The organism is Paraburkholderia dipogonis (assembly GCF_042680985.1).
GTDB classification, from domain to species: Bacteria; Pseudomonadota; Gammaproteobacteria; order Burkholderiales; family Burkholderiaceae; genus Paraburkholderia; species Paraburkholderia phytofirmans.
The window spans coordinates 753197-776813 of the sequence record NZ_JBHUFR010000006.1; the positions used below are offsets into that span (position 1 = coordinate 753197).

A 23617-nucleotide genomic window follows, 5' to 3' on the forward strand; every position below is an offset into this window, starting at 1 on the left:
CAAGACGCGAGGCATCCACTACGGCAGCATTTGCACAGCGTAGTCGTGCCCCTGCGCCGTTTGCAGATACGCGGCGATCGCGCTCGCCCGCATCGGCCGGCTGAACAGATAACCCTGCACCGCGCGTGCGCCAAGCGTCTTGACGACCTCGACTTGCGATGCCGTTTCGAGTCCTTCCACCACGCATTCGAGTCCAAGGTTGCGGCACAGGTCGAGTACCGACTTGACGATCTTCTTCGACGCGCTGTTGGTATCCACGTCCGTCATGAAGCTGCGGTCGATCTTGATCGTATCGAAGGGCAGGCGGTGCACGTAGCTGAGGCTCGAATACCCGGTGCCGAAGTCGTCGAGCGACACGCGGCAGCCGGCTTTCTTGATCATGGTGAGCGAACTGCGGGCCTGTTCGAAATCGCGCGTCACGGCGGTCTCGGTGATTTCGAACGACACGCGATGCGGCGGCACACCGCTAGCCAGCACGATATCGATCAACCGGCGGGCGCGCGCGGAAGTGCAGATATCGATCGCCGACAGATTGAACGACAGATAAAGCTCGCACGGCCAGCGCGCGGCTTCGTCGAGCGCCTTGTGGAGCAGCACCTCCGTGATGCGCAGAATCAGTTCGGTACGCTCGGCAATCCGAATGAATTCTTCCGGCCTCACGGCGCCGAGCCGGGCGTTATGCCAGCGCCCGAGCGCTTCCATGCCGAGGGTGCGTTGCGTGACCACGTCGTAAATGGGCTGAAATTCCAGAAACAGTTCCGACTCGAGGTCCGCGTGACGCAGCTCCTGGGTCACGAGACTCGAACGCCGGATGCGCGTTTCATGTTCAGTCGAGAAGATGACCGGCGTGCCGCGCCGGCTTTCCTTGCCGACGTACAGCGCCGCGTCGGCGCGTTCGAACACCTGCGCCACCGTCGTGCCGGCCTCGGGAAACGCGGCCCAGCCGATCGTGCCCGACAACTCGGCGACATTGCCGGCGACCCGGTACGGCTGACCGAGCGCCTCGCAGATGCGCTCGCCCAACTCGACGAGCGTCTCGTCCGTCAGCTTGTGCTGCGCCAGCACGCCGAATTCGTCGCCGCCAAGGCGTGCGAAGAAAATGCCGGGCTCGGCAAGCGCGAGCAACCGCGAGCCGACTTCCTGAAGGACGAGGTCGCCGCTGGCGTGGCCGTAGATATCGTTGACCTGTTTGAAACCGTCGAGATCGATCAGTCCAACGTTGAAGCCGCTGCTTGTGCCGATCGCCTGTTCGGACAACGCACGCAACGAGGCGAAGAAACTGCGCCGGTTGGGCAGGTCCGTCAGACTGTCGATGCTCGCGAGCCGGAAGTTATCGTCGCTCAGGCGCTGCGTCTTCTGCTGGCTCGCCTGCAACTCGCGCTGCGCATGCACCACATCGGCGAAGGTCCGGCAATACAGCTGAATGATAAAGGCGAGCGCAACGCCGACGAGGGTCATGTCGACAGCCATCGCGATGAAGACCGGGTAGCCGGTGAACACCAGAAACATCGAAAAGCTTAGGATGACGATGGACAGCAGCAGCATGGCCGCCGCGCGCAAGTGCATCAGGCAGAACACGCAGCCGACCAGCGTGGTCGCCATGTAAAACGCCACCTGCGTCTGTTCATACGCGGTGCCGTAGGGAAAAAGGAACAACGACCAGGCGCTGAAGGCGACGGCGAAGAGGCCCGCAAGCCAGGTCAGCTTGCGCACTTCGGGCACCGCCTTGTCGAGAGTCAGGACGCGGTGCCGAAGCCGCCACCAGCGTATGCACCGGATGATGCACAGCGTGCACAGCGTCGTGGGAAAGTAGATCGACAGCCAGGCCGGCGCGCAGTTCACGTGCGTGATGGCGACGGCCGCCGTATTGACGAGCAGGATGAAATAGAGAAGCGGGACCTGGTGGCCAAATGCTTCGAGCTGCGAACGTACGAGCTCGGGGTCGCGATCCGCGACCGACAGCGCCTCCCTCAATTTGGTTAATAGAATCATCCCCGTCCCTTTAAACGTTTGCGCAGCACACGCAGCTTTGTATATCGGCAGGACCGATGGGACCTTGAGGGCGGGTCAGATAGAAATCGATCGCTGTGCGAATAAACGGTAAGTACGACCGGGATACGGCGCTCTGCGTGTCATTTGTGCCGTGTCCAGACGGCTGAAGTGAGAGGTTCGCCGAGTCAAAGCGCCGGGCATGAGAGCACGCGTTGCGGCGCGAGCGCCGTGCCGGGCTGTCCATTCTGCGCGGGCGTGCCTTGCGGCGGTGTGGAGACGAGCCGCACGCTGTTCACGCCGGCGTTCGCCAGCACATATTTTTCCGGGCTGTTGTCGGGCTGCCAATAGGCCCGGAAAACGCCGCCGTCGCCGAAAACCAGCAGCTTGCCGTGCACCGTTCGGGCGCCGCTGACGAGGTCGACCGGCTCGCCGTCGCGTATCTGAAAGCTCTGCGGCGCGGGTGAATTTGCCGTGCCGACGAGCGTCGCGCAGCTGTTCTCGTCCGCCGCGAAGGCTCCGCACGACGTCGCTGCGAGCAGCGCATATGTTGCAATATGGCGAAATTTCATTTTTTATTTCTCCCGGATTCTCTATTTAACCCCGCCGCGCCTGACAAATTTCGAGTCTTCCCGATCCACCATAACATAGTAAAAAAGCCCGCCGGTAGCGGCTTGCGACGCGCTAAAGCACTGAAATTGCAACGGATTGTGATAACGCGAAAACACGTATCCAGCCGAAGAAGCGGCTAAGGGCGCGATTCTTATGGCACTTTGCCGGAAAAAATCGTCAAATTCCCTGTGGGCGGGTGATACAAGGCTTACACCCAAGGTTTGCGCGAACCCGCGCCTATGCGTTAGTGTGTCGGTCCCGGCGCAACAGATGTGGCGCCGGTTCCATGATTACCATACGGGAAGTGCTATGAACAAACAGGAACTGATTGATGCAGTCGCCGCAGCGACGGGCGAAAGCAAAGCGGCCACCGGCCAAACCATCGACGCGATCGTCGAAGCGGTGACCAAAGCCGTGGTGGGTGGTGATACGGTGCAACTGGTCGGTTTCGGTTCTTTCTCGACTGGCGCGCGCGCAGCACGCGTGGGCCGCAATCCGTCGACGGGTGCCGAGATCCAGATCGCGGCTGCCAAGACGGTGAAGTTCACGGCAGGCAAGGCGTTCAAGGAAGCTGTCAACGCGTCGTAATGCAACGCGCTTCGCGCCGGAGCATCCACGCGCGCTGCCATGGCGCGCGGAGAGCGATGCATCGGGCGTGAGGAATCACGCGCTGCCCAACCCCGGTAAGGTGGATCGATCGGCGGATGGTGCGGCGCGTGTGTTTTGTACTTCCCCCCAAGGGGCTTCCTCGGGGGCGTGCTCGACGCGGCGTTGGCGGCCCGGCGCGCTCAGCCCGCGCGACGTTTGCGGGTGGCCTCGGCGAGTGTTTCGAGCGCCGGCTCGGTTTGCGCCCAACTGACGCAGGCATCCGTGATCGACACGCCGTGACGCAACGGCACACCTGGCTTCAGATCCTGACGGCCTTCTTCCAGATGACTTTCCAGCATGACGCCGATGATGCGGCGCTCGCGCTGCGACAATTGCTGCGCCAGATCTTGCACCACCTCCAGCTGACGCAAATGCGACTTGCCGGAGTTCGCATGCGAACAGTCGACCATGACCTGCTCGCGCAAACCCGCTGATTTGAGCGCCGCACAGGTGGCTTCCACCGACGCGCTGTCGTAGTTCGGCCCTTTCTTGCCGCCGCGCAGGATCACGTGCGCGTCGTCGTTGCCGCGCGTTTCGAAGATCGCGGCCATGCCCATTTTCGTCATGCCCATGAACGCGTGGCTCGCGCGCGCGGCGACGATCGCGTCCGCGGCGATCTGCACGCCGCCGTCCGTGCCGTTCTTGAAACCGATCGGGCAGCTCAGACCCGATGCCAGCTGACGATGGCTCTGGCTCTCCGTCGTGCGCGCGCCGATGGCGCCCCACGCGATCAGATCGGCGATGTACTGCGGGCTCAGCAGATCAAGAAACTCGGTGGCCGTGGACAAGCCAAGACCGTTGATGTCGAGCAGCAGTTGCCGCGCAAGACGCAGGCCTTCGTTGATGCGGAAACTGCCGTCCAGACGCGGGTCGTTGATATAGCCTTTCCAGCCGACCGTGGTGCGCGGCTTTTCGAAGTAGACCCGCATGACGATCAGCAAGTCGTCTTTGTAGGCGTCGGTGGCGACTTTCAGTTTGCGCGCGTATTCGATTGCCTGGTCGTGGTCGTGAATCGAACACGGTCCGACGATCATTACGAGCCGGTCGTCGCGGCCATGCAGAATGTCGGCGATTTCCGCGCGGGTTTTCTCGACCAGCGTCTGCACCGAAGGCGGCACGGGCAACTCGTCCTGCAGCAGGGCAGGCGAAATCAGTGGACGGACCGCGCCGATCCGTACGTCGTCGATGCGCGTGGTGTCCTGGGTGGCGTCGGCCGAGCCGACTTCCTGATCGTGCAAAGGATTGTCGATGGCGCTCAAAATATTCTCCCGGACCTTGGTGATGAAGCGGCCTTGCGGCCTGACTGCGTGTGTGTGGGTGCGTCGATTGTGCTTGTCTTCGCTGCCGGGATTATGACACTCGCGCGATGCGGCCGGGCGCCGCGTGTCAGAGCCGTTTGATCAGCGCCATGGCGGCGGCAGGATTGCGTTCCTTGAAGCCGCTGATCACGTAGAGGTAGACGTCGCGCGCGGCGGTTTTCGCGGGTGCATCCGCGCAGGTTTCCAGGTCGTCCGGTGTGGTGCCTGCCGCCAGTTGCCGCGCGCGTTCGGCCCACGCGTCGAGCGCTTTGGTCGAATAGCCCTTGGCTTGTTTGTCCGTGGTGCCCATGATGCGGGCGTACACGAAGGGCGCGGTGATGTCGGCGATCTGTGGGTATTCACTGTCGCCGGCGAGGACCACGGCGACTTTGTATTTGCGGGCCAGCGCGATGAAGTCCGGCGTCCTGAAGGTGTCGTTGCGGACTTCGATCGCATGCCTGAGCTTCTGGCCTTCGATACTGGCCGGCAGTAACTTCAGAAAGGCTTCGAAGTCTTCCTTGTCGAATTTCTTGGTGGGCGCGAATTGCCAGTCGACTGGACCGAGCTTCTGTTTGAGCAGCAGCACACCGCTGCCAAAGAACCGTTCAATCGTTTCGCCCGCGTCGGCGAGCACTTTTCTGTTGGTCGCGTAACGCGGCGCCTTCAGTGAAAAGACGAAATCGTCCGGGGTTTCCTGATACCACTTTTCATAGCTCGCCGGTTTTTGCAAACCATAAAACGTGCCGTTGATTTCAATCGATGTGAGGTTCTTGCTCGCGTATTCGAGTTCGCGGCTTTGCGTGAGGTCGGCCGGGTAGAAGGTGCCGCGCCAGGGCGCGTAGGTCCAGCCGCCTATGCCGATGCGGATGTTCGTGGTTTTTGTGGTCTTTGCGGCGGGTTCTTTCGGCACTTGGCGTCTCCATCTGACTTCGCGCGGGGAAGCAGTAGATTAGCCGTTTTTTCGCCGTGGAACTGAAGTGCACAACTACGAGATTGCGGCTCTATTCGCTGCTGTCAGCCGGCGTATCCGTTGCCCCGCGTGTCGCCTTCTCGAACCGCCGGTTCGCCTCCGCCACCTCCACCCTGAACTGCTGCAACGCGCTCACCGCGAGATCCGGCGGCGTCAGCGCCGCCCACAGTACGTCGATCAATTGATCCGCCGTGGCATCGATATCGATGTGCCGGTTTGCGAGCGTGGCATCCCACAGCACGTGTTCCATCGGCCCGAACACCATCGAGCGCAACAGGCGCAACGGCATGTCGGCACGAATCTGCCCGCTCTCCTGGCCTTGCGCCAGCACGCGCATCAACGGCGCGGTATAGCGGCGCTGCAACTCGGTGAGCGCCTCGCTCAGTTCATGATGCCGCGCCCGGCCTTCGGACAACACCAGCGCGCAGAGATCCGTGCCGTTCACCAGCATCAACCGCAAGTGCGTGCGAACGATGAACGCGAACTGCTGCCGCACATTGCCGTCGCGCGGCAAGCCCGATTCGATCGCTTCGATGATCTCGTCGTACCAGTCGCCGATCACGCGCGCGCACAGCTCGCGTTTGCCGCGGAAATAGCTGAACACGGTCGCCTCGGAAATGCCGAGGCGCTGCGCGATCTCGGCGGTGGTCGCGCGCTCGTAGCCCTTTTCGGAGAACACGTCGCGCCCCGCCTGAAGGATCTCCTTCACGCGTTGCTGCGACTTGCGGCCGGCCGGCTGGCGGCGCGAGGCGGGTAACTCGGCCTTCGTGGCAACCGTCATATGAGTCCAGTTCAAATTTGTGAGGCTCATTCCGCCGGTGTAGATGCGAATCGAGCCCGATGAGTGCGATGCTATCACGCCAAAGTCACGTTGTAGGCGGCCGCTCCAGTTTCTGAGTAACACTCAAAAATACCTATTGACGCTTACGTAAATCTAGCGTGAAATGCGCCTTGAACGTTTCGCGCCTCGTGCGTGACGGCAGGGGCGGCTCACAAAGCCGCCGGGCTGCCGCCGTCCGCCGAGCCGCCACCGGACCAGCCGGCGCCCACCCAAGGCCGGCCGCCAACGAACTCTGGAGACACTGCAATGAGCAACCTGCCCGGTTTGCAATTCCCGCTCGGCGAAGAAATCGAAATGCTGCGCGACAGCATTGCGGGATTCGCTGCCAAAGAAATCGCCCCGCGTGCCGGGGAAATCGATCGCACGGATCAGTTTCCCATGGACCTGTGGCGCAAGTTCGGCGATCTGGGCGTGCTCGGCATGACGGTCTCGGAAGAATACGGCGGCGCGAACATGGGCTACACGGCGCACATGATCGCCATGGAGGAGATCTCGCGCGCGTCGGCCTCGGTCGGTCTCTCGTACGGCGCGCATTCGAATCTATGCGTCAACCAGATTCATCGCAACGGCACGGAAGCGCAGAAACAGAAGTATCTGCCCAAGCTCGTCTCGGGTGAACATGTCGGCGCACTCGCCATGAGTGAACCGAACGCCGGCTCGGACGTAGTCAGCATGAAGCTGCGCGCGGAGAAAAAGGGCGATCACTACGTGCTCAACGGCACCAAGATGTGGATCACCAACGGCCCGGATTGCGACACGCTAGTGGTCTACGCCAAGACCGATCCCGAAGCGAATTCGCGCGGCATTACCGCGTTTATCGTCGAGAAGGGCATGAAGGGTTTCTCCGTTGCGCAGAAGCTCGACAAGCTCGGCATGCGTGGCTCGCATACCGGCGAACTCGTGTTCCAGGACGTGGAAGTGCCGGAAGAAAACATTCTCGGCCAGTTGAACGGCGGCGCGAAGGTGCTGATGAGCGGTCTCGACTACGAACGCGCCGTGCTCGCGGGCGGCCCGACCGGCATCATGGTCGCCGTCATGGACGCGGTCGTGCCGTATATCCACGACCGCAAGCAGTTCGGCCAGTCGATCGGCGAATTCCAGCTCATTCAGGGCAAGGTGGCCGATCTCTACACCACGTTGCAGGCGTGCCGCGCGTATCTCTACGCGGTGGGCCGCCAACTCGACACGCTCGGCAAGGAACACGTGCGCCAGGTGCGCAAAGACTGCGCGGGCGTGATTCTCTACACGGCCGAAAAGGCCACGTGGATGGCGGGCGAGGCGATCCAGATTCTCGGCGGCAATGGCTACATCAACGAGTATCCGGTCGGCCGTTTGTGGCGCGACGCGAAGCTCTATGAAATCGGCGCCGGCACGAGCGAAATCCGCCGCATGCTGATCGGCCGCGAGCTGTTCGCCGAAACGGCATGAGCGCCACGGCCCGAAGCGAATAAGAAGCGGCGAACAGGAGAGCCACGTAATGCCGATCATCGAATCAAAGCTGAATCCGCGCTCGGACGACTTCCGCGCCAACGCGGCGGCGCTCGAAGCGCTGGTCGCCGACCTTCGCGCGAAAGTCGAGAAGCTCGCGCTGGGCGGCGGTCAGGCGGCGCGCGACAAACACACGGGCCGCGGCAAACTGCTGCCGCGCGAGCGGATCGAGAAGCTGCTCGATCCGGGCACGCCGTTTCTGGAGTTCTCGCAACTCGCGGCCTACGGCATGTACAACGACGACGCGCCAGGTGCGGGCGTCATCACCGGCATTGGCCGGATCGCCGGGCAGGAGTGCGTGATCGTCTGCAACGATGCAACGGTCAAGGGCGGCACTTACTATCCCGTCACCGTGAAAAAGCACGTGCGGGCGCAGGAAATCGCCGCTGAAAATCGCTTGCCGTGCGTGTATCTGGTCGACTCCGGCGGCGCGAATCTGCCGAACCAGGACGATGTGTTTCCGGACCGCGATCACTTTGGCCGCATCTTCTTCAACCAGGCGAATCTGTCGGCGGCAGGCATTCCGCAGATCGCCGTGGTGATGGGTTCGTGCACCGCGGGCGGCGCGTACGTGCCGGCCATGAGCGACGAGTCGATCATCGTCAAGAACCAGGGGACGATTTTTCTCGGCGGCCCGCCTTTGGTGAAAGCCGCGACTGGCGAAGTGGTGAGCGCGGAAGACCTCGGCGGCGGCGACGTGCATACGCGTCTGTCCGGCGTGGTCGATCATCTCGCGCAGAACGACGCGCATGCGCTGGGGATTGCGCGCAGCATCGTCGGCAATCTGAATCGCAGCAAGCAGGTGCCGGTCGCGTTGCAGGAGCCGAAGCCGCCGCGCTACGACGTGAAGAGCATGTACGGCGTGATTCCGGTGGATACCCGCAAGCCGTTCGATATCCGCGAGGTGATCGCGCGGATCGTCGACGACTCGGCGTTCGACGAATTCAAGGCGCGCTACGGCACCACGCTCGTCACCGGTTTCGCGCATATCTGGGGGCATCCGGTCGGCATCATCGCGAACAACGGCATTCTGTTTTCGGAGTCGGCGCTCAAGGGCGCGCACTTCATCGAACTGTGCTGCCAGCGCAAGATTCCGCTCGTGTTCCTGCAGAACATCACCGGTTTCATGGTGGGCCGCAAATACGAAAACGAAGGCATCGCGCGCAACGGCGCGAAGATGGTGACGGCGGTGGCCACGGCCAAGGTGCCGAAGTTCACGGTGATCATCGGCGGCTCGTTCGGCGCGGGCAATTACGGCATGTGCGGCCGCGCGTATTCGCCGCGCTTCCTGTGGATGTGGCCGAACGCGCGCATCTCGGTGATGGGCGGCGAGCAGGCGGCGTCGGTGCTGGCCACGGTCAAGCGCGACGGCATCGAAGGCAAGGGTGGTTCGTGGAGCGCCGAAGAAGAAGAGGCGTTCAAGCAGCCGATCCGCGATCAATACGAACATCAGGGCCACCCATACTACGCGAGCGCGCGTCTGTGGGACGACGGCGTGATCGACCCGGCGCAAACGCGCGACGTGCTCGGTCTCGGTTTGTCGGCCACGATGAACGCGCCGATCGAAGACACGCGGTTCGGCGTGTTCAGAATGTGACGATGCGCCAGGCAACGCAACCACGCGCGGGAGCAGCGACGATGCAATACGAAACACTGAATGTCGAATTCGCCGGAGCGATCGCGACGGTCACGTTGAATCGTCCGGACGTGCGCAACGCGTTCAACGAAACGATGATCGCCGAAGTGACCTCGGCCTTCACGGCGCTCAACGACCGCGACGACGTGCGCACGGTGGTGCTCGCCGCGAACGGCAAGGCGTTCTGCGCGGGCGCGGATCTGAACTGGATGAAGAAGATGGCCGGTTACTCGGACGACGAGAACCGCGCCGACGCCATGCTGCTGGCGAACATGCTGTCGTCGATCTATCGCTGCAACAAGCCGGTGATCGCGCGCGTGAACGGCGACGCGTACGCGGGCGGCATGGGCTTGATCTCGGCCTGCGACATCGTGGTGGCGGTTGAAAGCGCGCGCTTCTGCCTCTCGGAAGCGCGGCTCGGTCTGATTCCCGCCACCATCGCGCCGTACGTGATCCGCGCGTTGGGCGAGCAGGCATCGCGCCGCTATTTTACGACCGCCGAGCAGTTCGATTGCGCGACGGCGTTGCGTCTCGGCCTCGTCAGTGAAGCGGTGAGCATGGAACAACTCGACGCCACCGTGCGGCAGATTGCCGATACGCTTTGCGCCAACGGTCCGCAAGCAGTGCGCGCGTGCAAGCAACTCGTGCAGGACATTGCGGGCCGGGAGTTGAGCGACGCGATGATCGAGGACACGGCGGCGCGCATCGCGCGCACGCGTGCCGGCGCGGAAGGCCGCGAAGGCGTCGCGTCGTTCCTCGAAAAACGCACGCCGGCCTGGCGCAACTGAAGCACCTATTCCAGGGCGCCCGCCGCGCCTTGATCAGAACAACAGCCCCGAAAAAACGGCTCACTTCATCGAGACACTTCATGTTCAACAAGATCCTGATTGCCAACCGGGGCGAGATTGCGTGCCGCGTCGCCGCGACCTGCAAGCGGCTCGGCATCGCGAGCGTGGCCGTCTATTCCGATGCGGACGCCAACGCGAAACACGTGGCCGCCTGCGATGAGGCGGTGCATATCGGCGGCTCGACAGCGGCGGAAAGTTATCTGCGCGTCGAACGGATTATCGAAGCCGCGCGCGCCACCGGCGCGCAGGCGGTGCATCCGGGCTACGGCTTTCTGTCGGAAAACGAAGACTTCGCGCATGCGTGCGAGGCGGCCGGCATCGTCTTCATCGGACCGCCGGTCGAGGCCATCGCCGCGATGGGTTCCAAGGCTGCCGCGAAGGCGCTGATGCATGCAGCCGCCGTACCGCTCGTGCCCGGCTATCACGGCGACGATCAGGACGCACAACTGTTGCACCGCGAGGCGGATGCGATCGGTTATCCGGTGCTGCTCAAAGCCAGCGCGGGTGGCGGCGGCAAAGGCATGCGCGTGGTGGAACGCAGCGAGGATTTCGCGGCGGCGCTGGCGTCGTGCAAGCGGGAAGCGGCAAGCAGCTTCGGCAATGATCGCGTGCTGATCGAAAAGTATCTGACGCGTCCGCGTCACGTGGAAGTGCAGGTGTTCGCGGATCGTCACGGCGGCGCGGTTTATCTGTTCGATCGCGATTGCTCCGTGCAGCGGCGTCACCAGAAGGTGCTGGAAGAAGCGCCGGCGCCCGGATTGGCCGCTGAAATCAAGCGTGAAATGGGCGAGGCGGCGGTAGCGGCCGCGCGCGCGGTGAATTACGTCGGCGCGGGCACGGTCGAGTTCATCATGACCGGCACGGGCGACTTCTACTTCATGGAAATGAACACGCGCCTGCAGGTCGAGCACCCGGTCACGGAGATGGTGACCGGCCAGGATCTGGTCGAATGGCAACTGCGCGTCGCGGCCGACGAACCACTGCCGCTCACGCAGCAACAGCTGAAGATCGACGGTCACGCGATCGAGGCGCGTATCTACGCCGAACATCCGGCGCGCGGCTTCCTGCCGTCGACGGGCACGCTCAAGCATCTGCGCATGCCGGAAGGCGTGGAGTTCACCCTCGACGCGGCCGGCTCAGGCGCGGCGGGTCTCGGCGAATCTGGACGCAAGGCGCCGGTGCGTATCGACAGCGGCGTGCGTGAAGGCGACACCATCACACCGTTCTACGATCCGATGATCGCCAAGCTGATCGTGCACGGCGCGACGCGTGAAGAGGCGCTCGCGCGTATGAGCCGCGCGTTGCATGCCTGCGAGGTGGTCGGCCCGCATACCAACGTCGAGTTCCTGCAAAGCATCGTCGCGAGCGAGCCGTTTGCAACGGGCGATCTCGATACCGGTTTGATCGAACGTCATCACGACGCCTTGTTCGCGCCGCGCAAGAAACCGTTCAAGGAAGCGCTCGCGCTGGCTTGCGCGGCGTTGCTCAAGCGCGAGGGCGGCACGGCGCATGGCGCGTCGCCGTGGGATGCGCTGTCGCATTGGCGCCTGAACGGCGGCTACACGCAGACGCTCGGCTGGCGTGATCTGGACAGCGGCAGCGCGGGCGGCGACAGCGAAAGCACCTTTACCGTCACGTTCGCGCGCGACGGCGGCACGCAAACGCTCGAACACGATGGCGTGCGCGAGGACTTCAGCTGGTCAGAGGGCAACGGTCTGCATGAATACCGCGCGACGATCGGCGATGCGCGCGCAACGGGCCGCGTGTTCGTCGACGGCGATACGTTCCATGTGTTCTGCCTCGGCGAAGCGCTGTCGTTCGAATGGCAGAACCTGCTTGCACACGCCGCGGATGCCGAAGGCGGCGAAGGCCGCCTGACCGCGCCGATGCCGGGCAAGGTGATCGCGGTGCTGGTCGAGCCGGGCACCGTGGTGGAGAAAGGCACGCCGCTCATCGTGATGGAAGCGATGAAGATGGAGCACACCATCGGTGCGCCGGCGGCCGGTATGGTGTCGGAAGTGCTGTACTCGGTCGGCGATCAGGTTGCCGATGGCGCGCAGCTTCTGGTGCTGGACGTGCAGCACCAGTAAATCCTCGGCTTAGGCCTCAGGCGAGGCGCGTATACCCAACGGCACGCGCCTCGTTTTCGAGTTGCTCGATGCGCTCGTAGTCCGAGAGCGGCAATACGGAAAAGCCCTGCAAACGTAGGCGTTTTGCGCGTTCGGGCTGGTTCACAAGCGCCTCGTTCAGCGCTTCGCGCAGTGCCTCGATCGTCGCCGAGGGCACCGTGTCGGAGGCAATCAAAGGCAGGCCCGGCGAGGGCGCTGTCATACCGATCCGGCGGACCTGGCGGGCCAGTTCTGGCATTTCGTCGCACACGAAAGCGAAGGTCACGCAATCGATCGCGGCGACGTCCGCGCGATTTTCCGCCACCGCGCGCAGCGAGCCGAGATGCGAGCCGGTTCGCAACACCGAGCTGAAGAACATGCCGGCGCGCGAGAACGGCGCCACCGCGTGGCGAAACACGTTCATGCCGCTATTCGAATCGTCCTGGTTGTACGCGGCGCGCGCGCCGTGGCAGGCCGCGAGCGTATCGAATTGCGCGTCAGCACGCGTGACCAGCACGCTCGAGTAATGCGCGCCTTCGCAGCCCGGAGCGTCGAAGCGCGGCGTCGCGACCAGTTGAACCTGTTCCTGCAGACCATGCATGAACGGATAACCGCAGGTCTGCGAGATCAGCAGATTGGGACGCCGCCAGAAGCCGTGCAATTCCTCGTCCGGTTCGACGATGCGGCACGCGGGCTTGACCATACGCAGCACGTCGGCGAGCCACTCGCGCCACTCGAGGTCGAGCGCGGGCGTGACGTTATACATTGGCAGGGCGGCGATCCAGGTCATGATGCGATTCTGGCATACCTGTTGTTTAATGTCTGACCATACGGAATTCGTCGAGGCCGAGACGCACCGGCTCCGTCGGTCTGAATGCCCATTTCTGCGCCGCGACCGAGAGGATCTCGAACTGCGCATCCTCGAATGCGACGAGCAGATCCTCCTTGCGCTTGCTCGCCGCGCCGCAAAAGGTTACGAGTGCGTCGGCGCTGACCTCGAAAATCTGCGCGCGATCGTCACAGCACACCCGGAACGCGACCGTCGCGCATTCCGTCACACAGGGCCTGAACCCTTCATCGACATAGACCGACATAGCCATCTCCCGCCAAAACACACGCCTGAGCCATCAGGATGACAAGCCGTAAGCTGTCGGTATGTGGGAAAACCGGCATTCGGTGTGAAATGGCCGCGACTGACGGGCTGCGCGGAGCAGAAACCGGATACGTCTGCGGAAGCTTTTGTAATCGACTCCCTCTTTGTCCCCGGTATTCGACCGTTTCGCGATGAAGCCGGCTGGCTACACTCGCTGCGGCGTTTCGCGTTGGCACGGGCCCATCAACACGAGAGGAGGGACGATGATCCACGGCAGTCGATATAGCCGGTTTGCGCGCAGCCGCATCCGGCAAGTTCTCATGGTGGCCGCGCTGGCGGGCGCCTGCGGCCTGCAAGGTTGCGCCACGTCGCTCGAAACGTTCGGGCTTGGCGCGGGCGTGGGGATTGTCGGTGCGTTCAGCCTGCTCGGCTGCGCGATCGGTTGCCGCTGACGGATGGACCCCGACTTTCTGGCCGTGCTCGACGCCTATCAGGAGCGCGCGCAAGAAGAGCCGACGAAAGGGCGCGAGCCGCGCCGGCACGATAAGCAGAAGGCAACGAAAGGTCGCCATGTAGCCGCGGCGGCGTTGGAGACCGCGCGTTTCATCCATATTCTCGCGGCAAGCCTGCAGGCTCCGCACATTCTCGAACTCGGCACGTCGGATGGCTATGCGACGCTCTGGCTCGCGCAAGCCGCGCGAGCGGCGCGCGGCCGCGTGACCACCATGGAATTGCACGACGACAAATCGGCCTACGCACGCGAGATGGCGAGCCGCGCCGGCCTCGCTTCTTATGTCGACTTCAAGGTCGGCAATGCGGTCACACTGATCGAGGATATGTCGATCAAGCCGGATTTCGTCTTTATCGATCTTTGGAAAGATCTCTACGTGCCGTGTCTCGACGCGTTTTATCCGAAGCTCAATCCGGGCGCGATCATCGTCGCCGACAATATGATCCGGCCGGGCGGCGAGAACGCGTTGCGCTATATCCGCGCGGTTCGCGCGAAGCCGGGAATGACGAGTCTGTCGGTGCCGGTGGGCTCCGGTCTGGAAATCAGCCGGTATCGCTAAAGGCTCGAATGACTGGCGGCGGCTGATCTTGACCTGTCGATCGGCCAGATTTTCACGCGTCGGGCGTCGCCAATGCCGCCGCGACTCGCTCGCGCAATGTCGGCAACACGCTTGCTTCGAACCAAGGATTGCGTTTGAACCACGCAATGTTGCGTGGCGACGGATGCGGCAGCGGCACGACTTGCGGGCCGAATTCGCGCCATCGCACGAGCGTGTCCGTCAAGGTCGGCCCGAATGCCTTGCCCAGTCCGAATCGCTGCGCGTATTGTCCGACCAGCAGCGTGAGCCGTACCGACGACATGTGCGCGAGCAGTTCCTCGTGCCAGCGGGCGGCGCACTCGGGCCGCGGCGGCAGATCGCCGCTCGCGCCGCGGCCTGGAAAACAGAAGCCGATCGGCACGACGGCGAATTTCGACGTGTCGTAGAAGGCGGTGTCGTCGACGCCGAGCCATGCGCGCAGCCGCGCACCGCTCGCGTCGCTCCATGGCACGCCGGACGCATGGACGCGCGCGCCCGGCGCCTGGCCGATGATCAGAATGCGCGCCTGCGCGGATGCCGCCAGCACCGGCCGCGGCGCGTGCGGCAGCACCGGCGAGCAGAGTGTGCAGGCGCGAATCTCGCGAAGAAGGCTATCGAGCGACGTGGCTTGTGTGGTGACAGTCATGCAATCGTGCAATACAGCGGACGGGCAGTCGCTTCGCATGCCGGTTCAGGCCGTGGTGGGAGCCGGATAGATCAGCGTGCCGTCGGGTTGAGGTTGCGCGCCCGGTGTCATCGTTGCAACGGTAGTGTGGCGCGCGTCCATGATGTGCAGTACGGTTTCGCCGTGCAGCAGCAGGTAATCCGTGATGATACGCCTGTGACAGAGCCACCAGACCGCCTCCGCGCACATGATCGCGCAGCGGCGCCGGTGGCCGAGCGCGAGAAGCTGCGCGAGACCATCGCGGAAAGCGTCGCTCAGCGCATAGTCCGCATAATTGCGGAACGCCGGATGAGTCCAGTACGCATTGGGCGACGCTGCATCGTCTTTGCGCCTGCCGCGGCGCCCACCCAGTTCCGCAAGATGCACGTAGCCGATATGTTCCGGCGCGAGCGCATCCGGCAGCGTGTCCTGATTGAACTGCGGATTGGTTCGTGAGCGAGGAATACTGCGCACATCGATCAGCGTCGCGATCTCCGCCTCCTTCAGCAGACTCTCGAATTCGGGCAACGGCCGGTTGGAATGACCAATCGTGAAAAAGGGGCGGCTCATCGGTGCCTTCCTGAAGCGCTTGCGTCCATTCATGTTGTGTACAACGTGGGTGGCGAGAGGTCAACGTGCCGACGCTAACGTCGCCATGTCCTCCACGGAGCAATCCGCGACTTGGAACTATACTGAGGCACTTGGAGGTTTCAATGGCCGAACAAGACAGACCGCATCCATTACGTCCGCTCCTGAAAAACTGGATTTGGGAGCATGGTCGGGTCGGGACTCGTTATCTGGATTGCGTCGATGGCGTGATCAAATTCGACGAAGGCAAGAAGTCGCATTTCGCCGCCGAAAAATATACTTACGTGCCGCTTGGCAAGGACGCTCAGGACGATGTGTCCGAGGAGGGGCCCGCGATTCAGGAGGCGGGACTTGCCCGGTTTTTGCGGGCTGCGCAGTTAGGCAAGCCGGAGGAAGCCGGTTCTGTCACGGAGGTTCAACGCGCGGTGCAGGATTGCGTTGAACTCGGCGTGTTCAGCGCCTATCAATGGGAGGCGCGAGAGGCGTTTGCCCGCTACGCGCAGGAACCCATGTTCGACGACGAGATCCGCGCGGCGGTTGTCGACGACGTCCGGCGCAAATACGCCGGCATGCCGGAACAGCTGGCGCTGTACGACTACAGCGTGCTTTACGGCTTGCCCACACCGCTGCTTATCAGCGAGACGCCTTTTATCGACTGGCGCGTGAGCGCGAGTCCGGCACTTCCGTTTGTATCGCTTCCGCTGGGACCGTACTGCCTGCTTGTCGGCGCGCCGTCGGGCAGGCAAAGCCGGGTCGGCCCGGTGGTCTGGAAGGCTGCTGCCGCGATGGGCCCGTTGAAGGACCACAACCGCCGGATCGCGGAGCGAGCGCGCCTGTGGCTGGTGGCGACTACGGATGACCAGCTCGTTGCGCCACAGAGCCGGATCGTTGCGGCGATTGCGGCGATTGCGGAGCGGCAGGAGGATGGGAAGGGCTGATATTTTTCGAATGGCCGCTTCCGCCACGACTTACCAAAGAGCTGGCGTCGGCCGTAACACCGGCATTGGTGAGAAAAACCTCATGTCAATCGAGTGGAAGCGCCGCTTCAAGCTGTTTGTCCAGCGTTTCTGGCAGCCGACCAGCGCGTGCATGACCTGCATGCCGGGGAGCTGGGGCAACATCATGAGCCTTGCCCACTGGACGATTGCATTCCATACCGGTCTGCTCACCGGACTCTTTGCCGTGCTTTTGACCTTCACGCCCGCTGCGAAACTTTACGGGAACCGATACGGCAATGCGCTGATCGTAGGCTCGCTGACGGCATTGGGCGACGCCTATGCACACGTGAGTCACTACCGCATCCCTTATGTCGAGCACATCGTCACGGGTGTTATTTCAGGCCTCTTGACGCTCGCCGCGTCATATCTCTTCGAAGATCGCGCGCGACGTCTTCGGGCGGCATGGGCGAGGGTTTTCGGATGACTTATCATTGAGCAGCCGATCGACAACAACTCCCGGATCGCTGACAATCAAACCAGAAAAAAACGACGACCCGAGAGACCATAGACGGCCCATGCTAACGACATCGCATAGATGCCTGCAGAGAGTGAAACTTTGGCTATTGGAGTTACCGACGGCGAAGCTGGTAGTGCTGGCATTGGCAGGCACGTATCTAGCCGTAATACCGCTGCTAATTTTTGCCCCCTTTTTAACGCCCGGGCAGACGCTGGGCGGCCCCGACTTAGGAAAAGGCAACGTCTTCAAATTGATTGCGATAGGGTGCGTTGCGGCACCGCTCATCGAGACCACAATTCATCAGTGGGGATGTCTTCGGGTCCTAAGCAAACTCCGTTGCAAGACTGGCATCGCAATCTGTATTTCGGCTCTGCTATTCGGCTTGAGTCATAGTTACAGCGTACCGTACGTTGTACTCGGCACACTTGTGGGTGGCATTTTGGCGACGGTCTTCGCGATTGAAGATTCGCGCAAAGGTCATCCCTTTATCGCAACGCTTGCCGTGCATGCGTTGCGCAACGGAATAACAGCGGCAATCACGCTATTCGTTCTGTAAAGGCGGCCTTACTCCGCAATGCGCTTGAAACTGACGTAGTAATCGTCGGTGTAATAGCAGTCGCTTGTCTGCCTGCGTGGTCCACCACATATGATCCGGCGCTGCCCGCGATCCGTCGACCCAGGCGTGCGAACCGTGTATGTGTGGTAATAGCCGCGTGGATGCTGCGGCAGCAATGCCGCGCTGTTGCGGAACACCACGCCGTCTTCCGAGAAAGGGAAGGGGCCGCCCGCTTTGATCAGCCGCAAGGTTTCGGCTGCTTCCCCCGGCAACTGTGTTTTGGTGATGGTGCCGAGCGCGCCTGACGCGACGGCGGGAGCGCTCGCGCTTGCCGCTGGCGGAGCCGATGCCTCGCTCGCGGATGCGCCCGACGCCTCGGTGGGGCTTTGCGATCCCCCCTTGTCGCATCCGCCGAGAATCGCGCTCAAGACGACGATGCCGGACAAAGCCCACGCTCTTTTCACGAAACGGGTCTCCTCTCGTTGACCGCAATTCGACGACCAGGATAGAAGGTATCGCTAATGGCGGAGCAAATCAATGTTCGGCGGCAGATCACCGCTTTTTACACCGCAACCAGGGTGATATCGACTCTCCACTAAAGTCCGCGACATGGCGACCGTTAACGATGTGATGGCGTTTCGGGCCGATGCATACCTCGGTGACTGACGAAGTGAGTTCGTCGCAAGCTATCGGCTCCGCGTGCGCGCCATCGACGATCCTGGAACCACTCGAAAGAACCGGTGCAGGAGATCATTTACCTACGAAGTTGCAATTGGGTTCAACACCAGGATAAGCCGGCGGACCGGCGACAGGGGATCTGGAGATGGGTGCAAAAGGACCGTTGGAAGTTGTCAATGCAAGCGAGTGGATTCGCCGTACGGCGCTGACACTCAGTTCGCGAAGCGCGAGCACACGGCGCGTCGATGCTGCGTACGCCGTCTGGTGCACGGCGCGCTTCGACGCGCTCAAGGCCGCCACGCTGCGCGACGCCCTCGACGATTACGTCGCGGAAAAAGGCGGTAACTGGGCCCGCGTGCCGCGCAACACCGAGAGCGGCGGCCTGATGGAATACATCCTGCGGGAGGCCACCAACGTCGCGCCGCCGCGCGCGTCGGCTGCGGCCGCTCGCGACCGGATCAGGAACTTCGATATCCCGCATTCGCGTTACGGTGTGCTTTATCTGCTGGGCAATCTCAACATCGACATGAACTGCTTCACCATCGCGATGGAGGGTGTGGCCGCCGTCGGTGGTGCAGTGGGGTCCGGCTTCGCCACCAACACGCAACATCTGAACAGCGCCACACAGGCCACCCGGCATATCAACATGGCAGGCCACCCGGTATCCGCTCAAGCGCTTACCACGGCATCCGCGACAGGCGTCAAACTGTTGCCCAAGGGCGTGGCGAAAGTGGACGATCTCTTCGGTCTGAGCGCCCCCGCCACCAGGGAGCGGCGCTGGGCGACCACCGGCACCGTGAGCCCCGGCATGAGTAGCCCTGGCAGCGGCGTGATCAAGTCCAGCGTGACCTGGACTTATCCGGTGACCCAGGCCGGCTTTGACATGATCAAGGAAGATCCGGCGCTTTTCCTCAACCCCTGGGTGTTGCCGACCACGCTGGTCGGCGCGGCGTTCGTCACCGTGACTGAAACGCTCAACAACCTGCGCCGCGAGATAGAAAGCGCCGTGACGTGGGCTTTCGAGAAGATCAAGAATGCCTTGCTCGGGGCATCGGCGAGCAACTTCAACCTGGCCGGCAGCGTGGTGCGTTCGTTGATCAAGGTCGTCGTCACACAATGTTTAGCCAGCGCGGCGCCTTTCGTGGGCGCGGCCATCGACCTTGGCGCGGGCATCGTCAAGACCTTGCGTGCCGCCGCGGAAAAGGTCGGCGCGTGGCTGCAGCGGCGCCGCATCGAACTGAACCCCGGGCATCCCGAACTGATCGCCGCCACGCTCGAAGGCGAAATGGAATCCGGCATTTTCCAGGGATTGTGGACCACGCTCAAAGGCGTGGTGTCGATGTCGCTGAGTGCCTTCCTGCCGGGCGCCGGCAGTCTCGTATCGGCTATCGTCACCGGCGTCGAGTGGCTGGTCAAGTTCACCTTCCGCCTGTGGGAGCAGAGCAAGATCCACGCGTTTCTCGCCAAGGCGCGCGAGGTCTACCTGCAGGAACGCGAACTCGCCACGCGCGATCCGGGTCCGCGCGGCCTCGAATTCCAGCCGAATATGGATCCATCCAAAGGTGGCATCATCCACGACCTCGACAAGTTCAAGGCGTTTTTCCAGGAAGGCTGCGACGCCAGCCCGCTGATCCCGATGCTCACGTTGAATACCGGCATTTGCGGCAGCCTGATGACGCTCGCCAACCTGTTCCGGGATGAATTGGAACCCGCCCGCCAGGTGGTCGACCGCGCCACGTACAACGCCGGCGCGGAGTACTTTGCACGTCTGAAGAGTTTCGGCGCGCGGTATTTGCAGACCTCCGGCTTCAAGTTCCAGGCACGCGACACCGAGGGCCGCAGCAATATTCAGGGTCTGCTCGATCACGCTGTGCATCATCACACGCAGGATACGTTCGCCGACAAGGCCGTCGCCTTCCTGGCGGCAACGTAAGCGCCATACGCGGAACGTCATTCCGCGGTTCTCCCCGGCGGCGGGTTCTCCATTCGAAAAATGCGAACCCGCCGGTCGTCGCGCGAACCGGTCGACGACCGGTTCGCCCAGCTCTCGCTGACCCCAAATTGCCCTTCAAATGCGCGCAAACATGCGCGCAAACGTTAGCGCGGCACCGGCTCGTAGGTACTAACCCGGTTTCCGAGGAAAAACTCTAAAGATCACTCAGGCAGCGCCGATAAAGCTTTGGCGACGGTTGCGCGCGCCTGCCCTCGTCATGCGATTACTGCGCGTTCCACCCCGAATTACCTGATATGGCGCTCGGCTTCGAGATAGACGAGCGGACGGTTTTCTTAATGTATGCGAGCTTCACCGGGAGATACGTATGTCCAATAGTTTGCAGAAGTGGGTTGGGCGTAATCGTCCGCCGCGCGTCCAGATCACCTATGACGTGGAAATCGGCGACGCGATTGAAAAGCGCGAATTGCCGATGGTCGTCGGCCTGCTGGCCGATTTGTCCGGTCACCCGGCCCAGCCGCTGCCGAAGCTGAAAGAGCGTCGGCTGGTCGAGATCGATCGCGACAACTTCGACGAGATCATGGGCAAGATCGCACCGCGTCTCGATCTGTCGGTGCCGGACACGATGAAGGGCGAGGGCAACCTCAAGGTCGAACTGAATTTCGCCAAGTTCGGCGACTTCCATCCGGAAGCGATCGTGCAACAGGTTCCGCGCCTTGCGAAGCTGCTGGAAGCACGTCAGCAACTGCGTGATCTGCTCGCCAAACTCGACGGCAACGACGAACTCGATCTGATGCTGGAGCGCATCGTCCAGAACACCGAGGACCTGAAGAAAGTTCAAAGCCAGGCTCACGGCGGCGAGAAGCCCGCTGCCGCGGCCGCCAAACCTCAAGCCGAGGCCGCAGCCGAGCCGGCCGCCGACGAAGGCGCACCCGCAGCGTAACGGCATTGCATGCCCGTCATGGCGGGCGTAACGAACTTTCACAGGTGATCCAGATGGCAAGCAACAATGCAGCCGGCATGGCGGCAAGCGATACCCAGACAATCCAGGCAAGCGCACCCGGCGCCGACCTGAGTCTTCTCGAACGCATCGTTCACGAAGGCAACATGGCGGTCGAGGAGTCGCAAAGCGTCTACGCGAAGAAGCTGATCGGGCAACTCGCGTCGCAGATTCTCGATGAAGGCATGCGCACGAGCCCGGACAAGTCCGTGGTCGCGATGATCAACGAACGTGTCGCTGAAATCGATTCGCTGCTGACCGACCAGATCAACGCGATCATGCATGACGCGGCGTTCCAGGCGCTCGAAGCGTCGTGGACCGGTCTGCACGACATGGTGTACGGCACGGAAACGGGCCCGCAGCTCAAGCTGCGTCTCCTGAACGTCACGAAGAAGGAACTGCTGAAGGATCTGGAAACGGCGGTCGATCACGACATGAGCGTGCTCTTCAAGAAGATCTACGAAGAAGAGTACGGCACCTTCGGCGGCTATCCGTATTCGCTGCTGATCGGCGATTACAGCTTCGGCCGTCATCCGCAGGATCTCGCGCTGCTCCAGCGCATCTCGAAGGTCGCCGCGGCCGCGCACGCGCCGTTCATCACCGCCGCCGCGCCGAGCCTGTTCGACCTGAAGTCGTACACGGAACTGGGTGTCACGCGCGATCTGTCGAAGACTTTCGAAAGCGCCGAACTCGCCGCATGGCGCAGCTTCCGCGATTCGGAAGACTCGCGCTACGTGTCGCTGGTCTTGCCGTCGTACGCCGCGCGTCTGCCGTACGGCGCGAAGACCAAGCCGGTCGAGAGCTTCAACTTCGAAGAAGACGTGGACGGCACGGATCACGGCAAGTACCTGTGGGCCAACTCCGCCTACCAGCTCGGCCTGCGCATCACCGACGCCTTTGCGAAATACAGCTGGTCGACGGCGATTCGCGGCGTGGAAGGCGGCGGCAAAGTGGACGGCATGGTCGCTCACACGTTCAAGACCGGCGAAGGCGACATCGCGCTGAAGTGCCCGACGGAAGTCACGATCACGGATCGCCGCGAGAAGGAACTGAACGACCTCGGCTTTATCGCGATCGTCAATTCGAAGGGCTCCAACTACGCGACGTTCTTCGGCAGCCAGACGGCCAACCGTCCGAAGGTCTACAACAAGGATGCGGCAAATGCGAACGCGCAACTGTCGTCGCGCCTGCCGTATGTGCTCGCCGCGTCGCGCTTCGCGCATTACCTGAAGGTCATCATCCGCGACAAGATCGGCAGCTTCCAGACGCGCTCCGACGTGGAAAGCTATCTGAACAACTGGATTGCCGACTACGTGCTGATCAATCCGTCGGCCTCGCAGGCTTCGAAGGCGCGCTATCCGCTCGGCGAAGCGCGTGTCGACGTGACGGAAGTGCCGGGCAAGCCGGGCGCGTATCGCGCAACCTGCTTCCTGAAGCCGCATTTCCAGATGGAAGAACTGACCGCATCGATCCGCCTCGTCGCCGAATTGCCGGCAGCGGCAGCCTGATGCATGGCGTGCGGCGAGAGCCGCACGCGAGTTTGCACACACAACCGATTAAACCAGGACAGTCATGGATACGATTCTTCTCCAGATCAAGGACATCAAGGGCAACGCGATGATCGACGGCTACGCCGATCAGATCGTGATCCACTCTTTCTCGCATTCCGTTTCGCTGCCGATGGGCATGGACGCGACCAATACGGAACGCACGCTCGGCCGCCCGAGCTTCCAGGAATTCACGTTCTCCAAGAGCACCGATCAGTCGACGCCGGGCCTGTACGCAGCCTGTACGGCCGGCACGAAACTCGGCGACGCGACGTTGTATATCGGCCGTAACGAAAACGGCAAGTTCATGCTGCAAATGAAGTACGTGATGACCAACGCGATGGTGTCGTCGATCGGCACGAGCGGCGGTGGTCAGATGAGCGATTCGTTCTCGCTCAACTTCACGCAGATCACGTCTTCGTACACGCAGCAAAACATCGATTCGACGAAGAAGGGCAACGCGTCGTTCGGCTGGGATCTGTCGAAGAACGTCGCGGTTTCGCCGGCTGCCTGAGCATTTATCGCGGGTCGCGCAAGCGAACGCCGTATCACCGTCCGC

24 protein-coding genes are annotated in these 23617 nt (G+C 62.4%); 14 read left to right on the forward strand and 10 right to left on the reverse strand.

All coding sequences use genetic code 11. The annotated features are described in order from the left end of the window. Nucleotides 1–18: 18 nt before the first annotated feature. Nucleotides 19–1992, reverse strand: coding sequence for a putative bifunctional diguanylate cyclase/phosphodiesterase (locus ACFSNN_RS08050; protein ID WP_377747534.1), 1974 nt, complete (start codon nt 1990–1992; stop codon nt 19–21). 185 nt (nt 1993–2177) lie between these two features. Next, nucleotides 2178–2561, reverse strand: coding sequence for a hypothetical protein (locus tag ACFSNN_RS08055; protein WP_377747535.1), 384 nt, complete (start codon nt 2559–2561; stop codon nt 2178–2180). A 349-nt stretch (nt 2562–2910) separates the two neighbouring features. Between ACFSNN_RS08055 and ACFSNN_RS08060 the strand changes: the two genes are divergently transcribed. Next, nucleotides 2911–3189 (forward strand): HU family DNA-binding protein, encoded by a 279-nt coding sequence (locus tag ACFSNN_RS08060; RefSeq protein WP_006049832.1) that lies wholly within the window; start codon nt 2911–2913, stop codon nt 3187–3189. A gap of 200 nt (nt 3190–3389) precedes the next feature. On the opposite strand, the gene ACFSNN_RS08065 is transcribed toward ACFSNN_RS08060, so the two are convergent. From ACFSNN_RS08065 to ACFSNN_RS08075, 3 genes are all read right to left on the reverse strand, one after another. Beyond that, a complete protein-coding gene (locus ACFSNN_RS08065) occupies nt 3390–4508 on the reverse strand; it encodes a 3-deoxy-7-phosphoheptulonate synthase (protein WP_377747536.1) in 1119 nt (372 codons plus the stop codon). Nucleotides 4509–4635: 127 nt separating this feature from the next. Further along, the gene (locus ACFSNN_RS08070; protein WP_377747537.1) at nt 4636–5457 is read right to left on the reverse strand and encodes a DUF72 domain-containing protein; all 822 of its coding nucleotides are present in this window, start codon (nt 5455–5457) and stop codon (nt 4636–4638) included. Between the two features lie 91 nt (nt 5458–5548). Beyond that, nucleotides 5549–6298 (reverse strand): TetR/AcrR family transcriptional regulator, encoded by a 750-nt coding sequence (locus ACFSNN_RS08075; RefSeq protein ID WP_134465455.1) that lies wholly within the window; start codon nt 6296–6298, stop codon nt 5549–5551. Nucleotides 6299–6604: 306 nt separating this feature from the next. On the opposite strand from ACFSNN_RS08075, the gene ACFSNN_RS08080 reads away from it, so the two are divergent. The 4 genes from ACFSNN_RS08080 (at nt 6605) to ACFSNN_RS08095 (ending at nt 12420) form a co-directional block, all read left to right on the forward strand. Beyond that, nucleotides 6605–7786, forward strand: a complete 1182-nt coding sequence (locus ACFSNN_RS08080) for an isovaleryl-CoA dehydrogenase (RefSeq protein ID WP_134465454.1) — start codon at nt 6605–6607, stop codon at nt 7784–7786. Nucleotides 7787–7835: 49 nt separating this feature from the next. Next, the gene (locus ACFSNN_RS08085; RefSeq protein ID WP_134465453.1) at nt 7836–9443 is read left to right on the forward strand and encodes a carboxyl transferase domain-containing protein; all 1608 of its coding nucleotides are present in this window, start codon (nt 7836–7838) and stop codon (nt 9441–9443) included. Nucleotides 9444–9484: 41 nt separating this feature from the next. Then, on the forward strand, nt 9485–10270 hold the full coding sequence (locus tag ACFSNN_RS08090; RefSeq protein ID WP_134465452.1) for an enoyl-CoA hydratase/isomerase family protein: 786 nt from the start codon (nt 9485–9487) through the stop codon (nt 10268–10270). A gap of 80 nt (nt 10271–10350) precedes the next feature. Beyond that, the gene (locus tag ACFSNN_RS08095; protein WP_134465451.1) at nt 10351–12420 is read left to right on the forward strand and encodes an acetyl/propionyl/methylcrotonyl-CoA carboxylase subunit alpha; all 2070 of its coding nucleotides are present in this window, start codon (nt 10351–10353) and stop codon (nt 12418–12420) included. 16 nt (nt 12421–12436) lie between these two features. Here the strand turns inward: ACFSNN_RS08095 and ACFSNN_RS08100 are convergent, their stop codons facing one another. Both ACFSNN_RS08100 and ACFSNN_RS08105 read right to left on the reverse strand, forming a co-directional pair. Then, nucleotides 12437–13228, reverse strand: coding sequence for a phosphate/phosphite/phosphonate ABC transporter substrate-binding protein (locus ACFSNN_RS08100; protein WP_134465450.1), 792 nt, complete (start codon nt 13226–13228; stop codon nt 12437–12439). Nucleotides 13229–13253: 25 nt separating this feature from the next. Then, nucleotides 13254–13532: a DUF1488 family protein gene (locus ACFSNN_RS08105; protein ID WP_012426572.1), complete on the reverse strand. Its 279-nt coding sequence runs from the start codon at nt 13530–13532 to the stop codon at nt 13254–13256. A 262-nt stretch (nt 13533–13794) separates the two neighbouring features. Between ACFSNN_RS08105 and ACFSNN_RS08110 the strand changes: the two genes are divergently transcribed. Both ACFSNN_RS08110 and ACFSNN_RS08115 read left to right on the forward strand, forming a co-directional pair. Next, nucleotides 13795–13983, forward strand: a complete 189-nt coding sequence (locus ACFSNN_RS08110; RefSeq protein WP_134465449.1) for a hypothetical protein — start codon at nt 13795–13797, stop codon at nt 13981–13983. 3 nt (nt 13984–13986) lie between these two features. Beyond that, nucleotides 13987–14601, forward strand: coding sequence for an O-methyltransferase (locus ACFSNN_RS08115; RefSeq protein WP_134465448.1), 615 nt, complete (start codon nt 13987–13989; stop codon nt 14599–14601). A gap of 52 nt (nt 14602–14653) precedes the next feature. Here the strand turns inward: ACFSNN_RS08115 and ACFSNN_RS08120 are convergent, their stop codons facing one another. Together ACFSNN_RS08120 and ACFSNN_RS08125 are read right to left on the reverse strand one after the other, a co-directional pair. Continuing rightward, on the reverse strand, nt 14654–15265 hold the full coding sequence (locus ACFSNN_RS08120; protein WP_134465447.1) for a uracil-DNA glycosylase family protein: 612 nt from the start codon (nt 15263–15265) through the stop codon (nt 14654–14656). A 45-nt stretch (nt 15266–15310) separates the two neighbouring features. Continuing rightward, nucleotides 15311–15853, reverse strand: a complete 543-nt coding sequence (locus ACFSNN_RS08125; protein WP_134465446.1) for a DUF488 domain-containing protein — start codon at nt 15851–15853, stop codon at nt 15311–15313. 143 nt (nt 15854–15996) lie between these two features. Here ACFSNN_RS08125 and ACFSNN_RS08130 point away from each other — a divergent pair, with 143 nt between their 5' ends. From ACFSNN_RS08130 to ACFSNN_RS08140, 3 genes are all read left to right on the forward strand, one after another. Beyond that, nucleotides 15997–16809: a hypothetical protein gene (locus ACFSNN_RS08130; protein WP_134465445.1), complete on the forward strand. Its 813-nt coding sequence runs from the start codon at nt 15997–15999 to the stop codon at nt 16807–16809. An 82-nt stretch (nt 16810–16891) separates the two neighbouring features. Continuing rightward, a complete protein-coding gene (locus ACFSNN_RS08135; protein WP_134465657.1) occupies nt 16892–17293 on the forward strand; it encodes a hypothetical protein in 402 nt (133 codons plus the stop codon). A 91-nt stretch (nt 17294–17384) separates the two neighbouring features. Continuing rightward, on the forward strand, nt 17385–17882 hold the full coding sequence (locus ACFSNN_RS08140) for a CPBP family intramembrane glutamic endopeptidase (protein WP_134465444.1): 498 nt from the start codon (nt 17385–17387) through the stop codon (nt 17880–17882). A gap of 8 nt (nt 17883–17890) precedes the next feature. On the opposite strand, the gene ACFSNN_RS08145 is transcribed toward ACFSNN_RS08140, so the two are convergent. Continuing rightward, nucleotides 17891–18346, reverse strand: coding sequence for a ribonuclease (locus tag ACFSNN_RS08145; protein WP_134465443.1), 456 nt, complete (start codon nt 18344–18346; stop codon nt 17891–17893). 359 nt (nt 18347–18705) lie between these two features. Between ACFSNN_RS08145 and ACFSNN_RS08150 the strand changes: the two genes are divergently transcribed. The 4 genes from ACFSNN_RS08150 to ACFSNN_RS08165 all read left to right on the forward strand — a co-directional run bounded on the left by ACFSNN_RS08150 (nt 18706) and on the right by ACFSNN_RS08165 (nt 23572). Then, a complete protein-coding gene (locus ACFSNN_RS08150) occupies nt 18706–20493 on the forward strand; it encodes a hypothetical protein (RefSeq protein ID WP_134465442.1) in 1788 nt (595 codons plus the stop codon). Nucleotides 20494–20878: 385 nt separating this feature from the next. Then, nucleotides 20879–21454: a type VI secretion system contractile sheath small subunit gene (tssB, locus tag ACFSNN_RS08155; protein WP_134465441.1), complete on the forward strand. Its 576-nt coding sequence runs from the start codon at nt 20879–20881 to the stop codon at nt 21452–21454. A gap of 53 nt (nt 21455–21507) precedes the next feature. Then, nucleotides 21508–23019: a type VI secretion system contractile sheath large subunit gene (gene tssC / locus ACFSNN_RS08160; protein WP_134465440.1), complete on the forward strand. Its 1512-nt coding sequence runs from the start codon at nt 21508–21510 to the stop codon at nt 23017–23019. A 64-nt stretch (nt 23020–23083) separates the two neighbouring features. Further along, the gene (locus ACFSNN_RS08165) at nt 23084–23572 is read left to right on the forward strand and encodes an Hcp family type VI secretion system effector (protein ID WP_134465439.1); all 489 of its coding nucleotides are present in this window, start codon (nt 23084–23086) and stop codon (nt 23570–23572) included. The last annotated feature ends 45 nt before the right edge of the window (nt 23573–23617 follow it).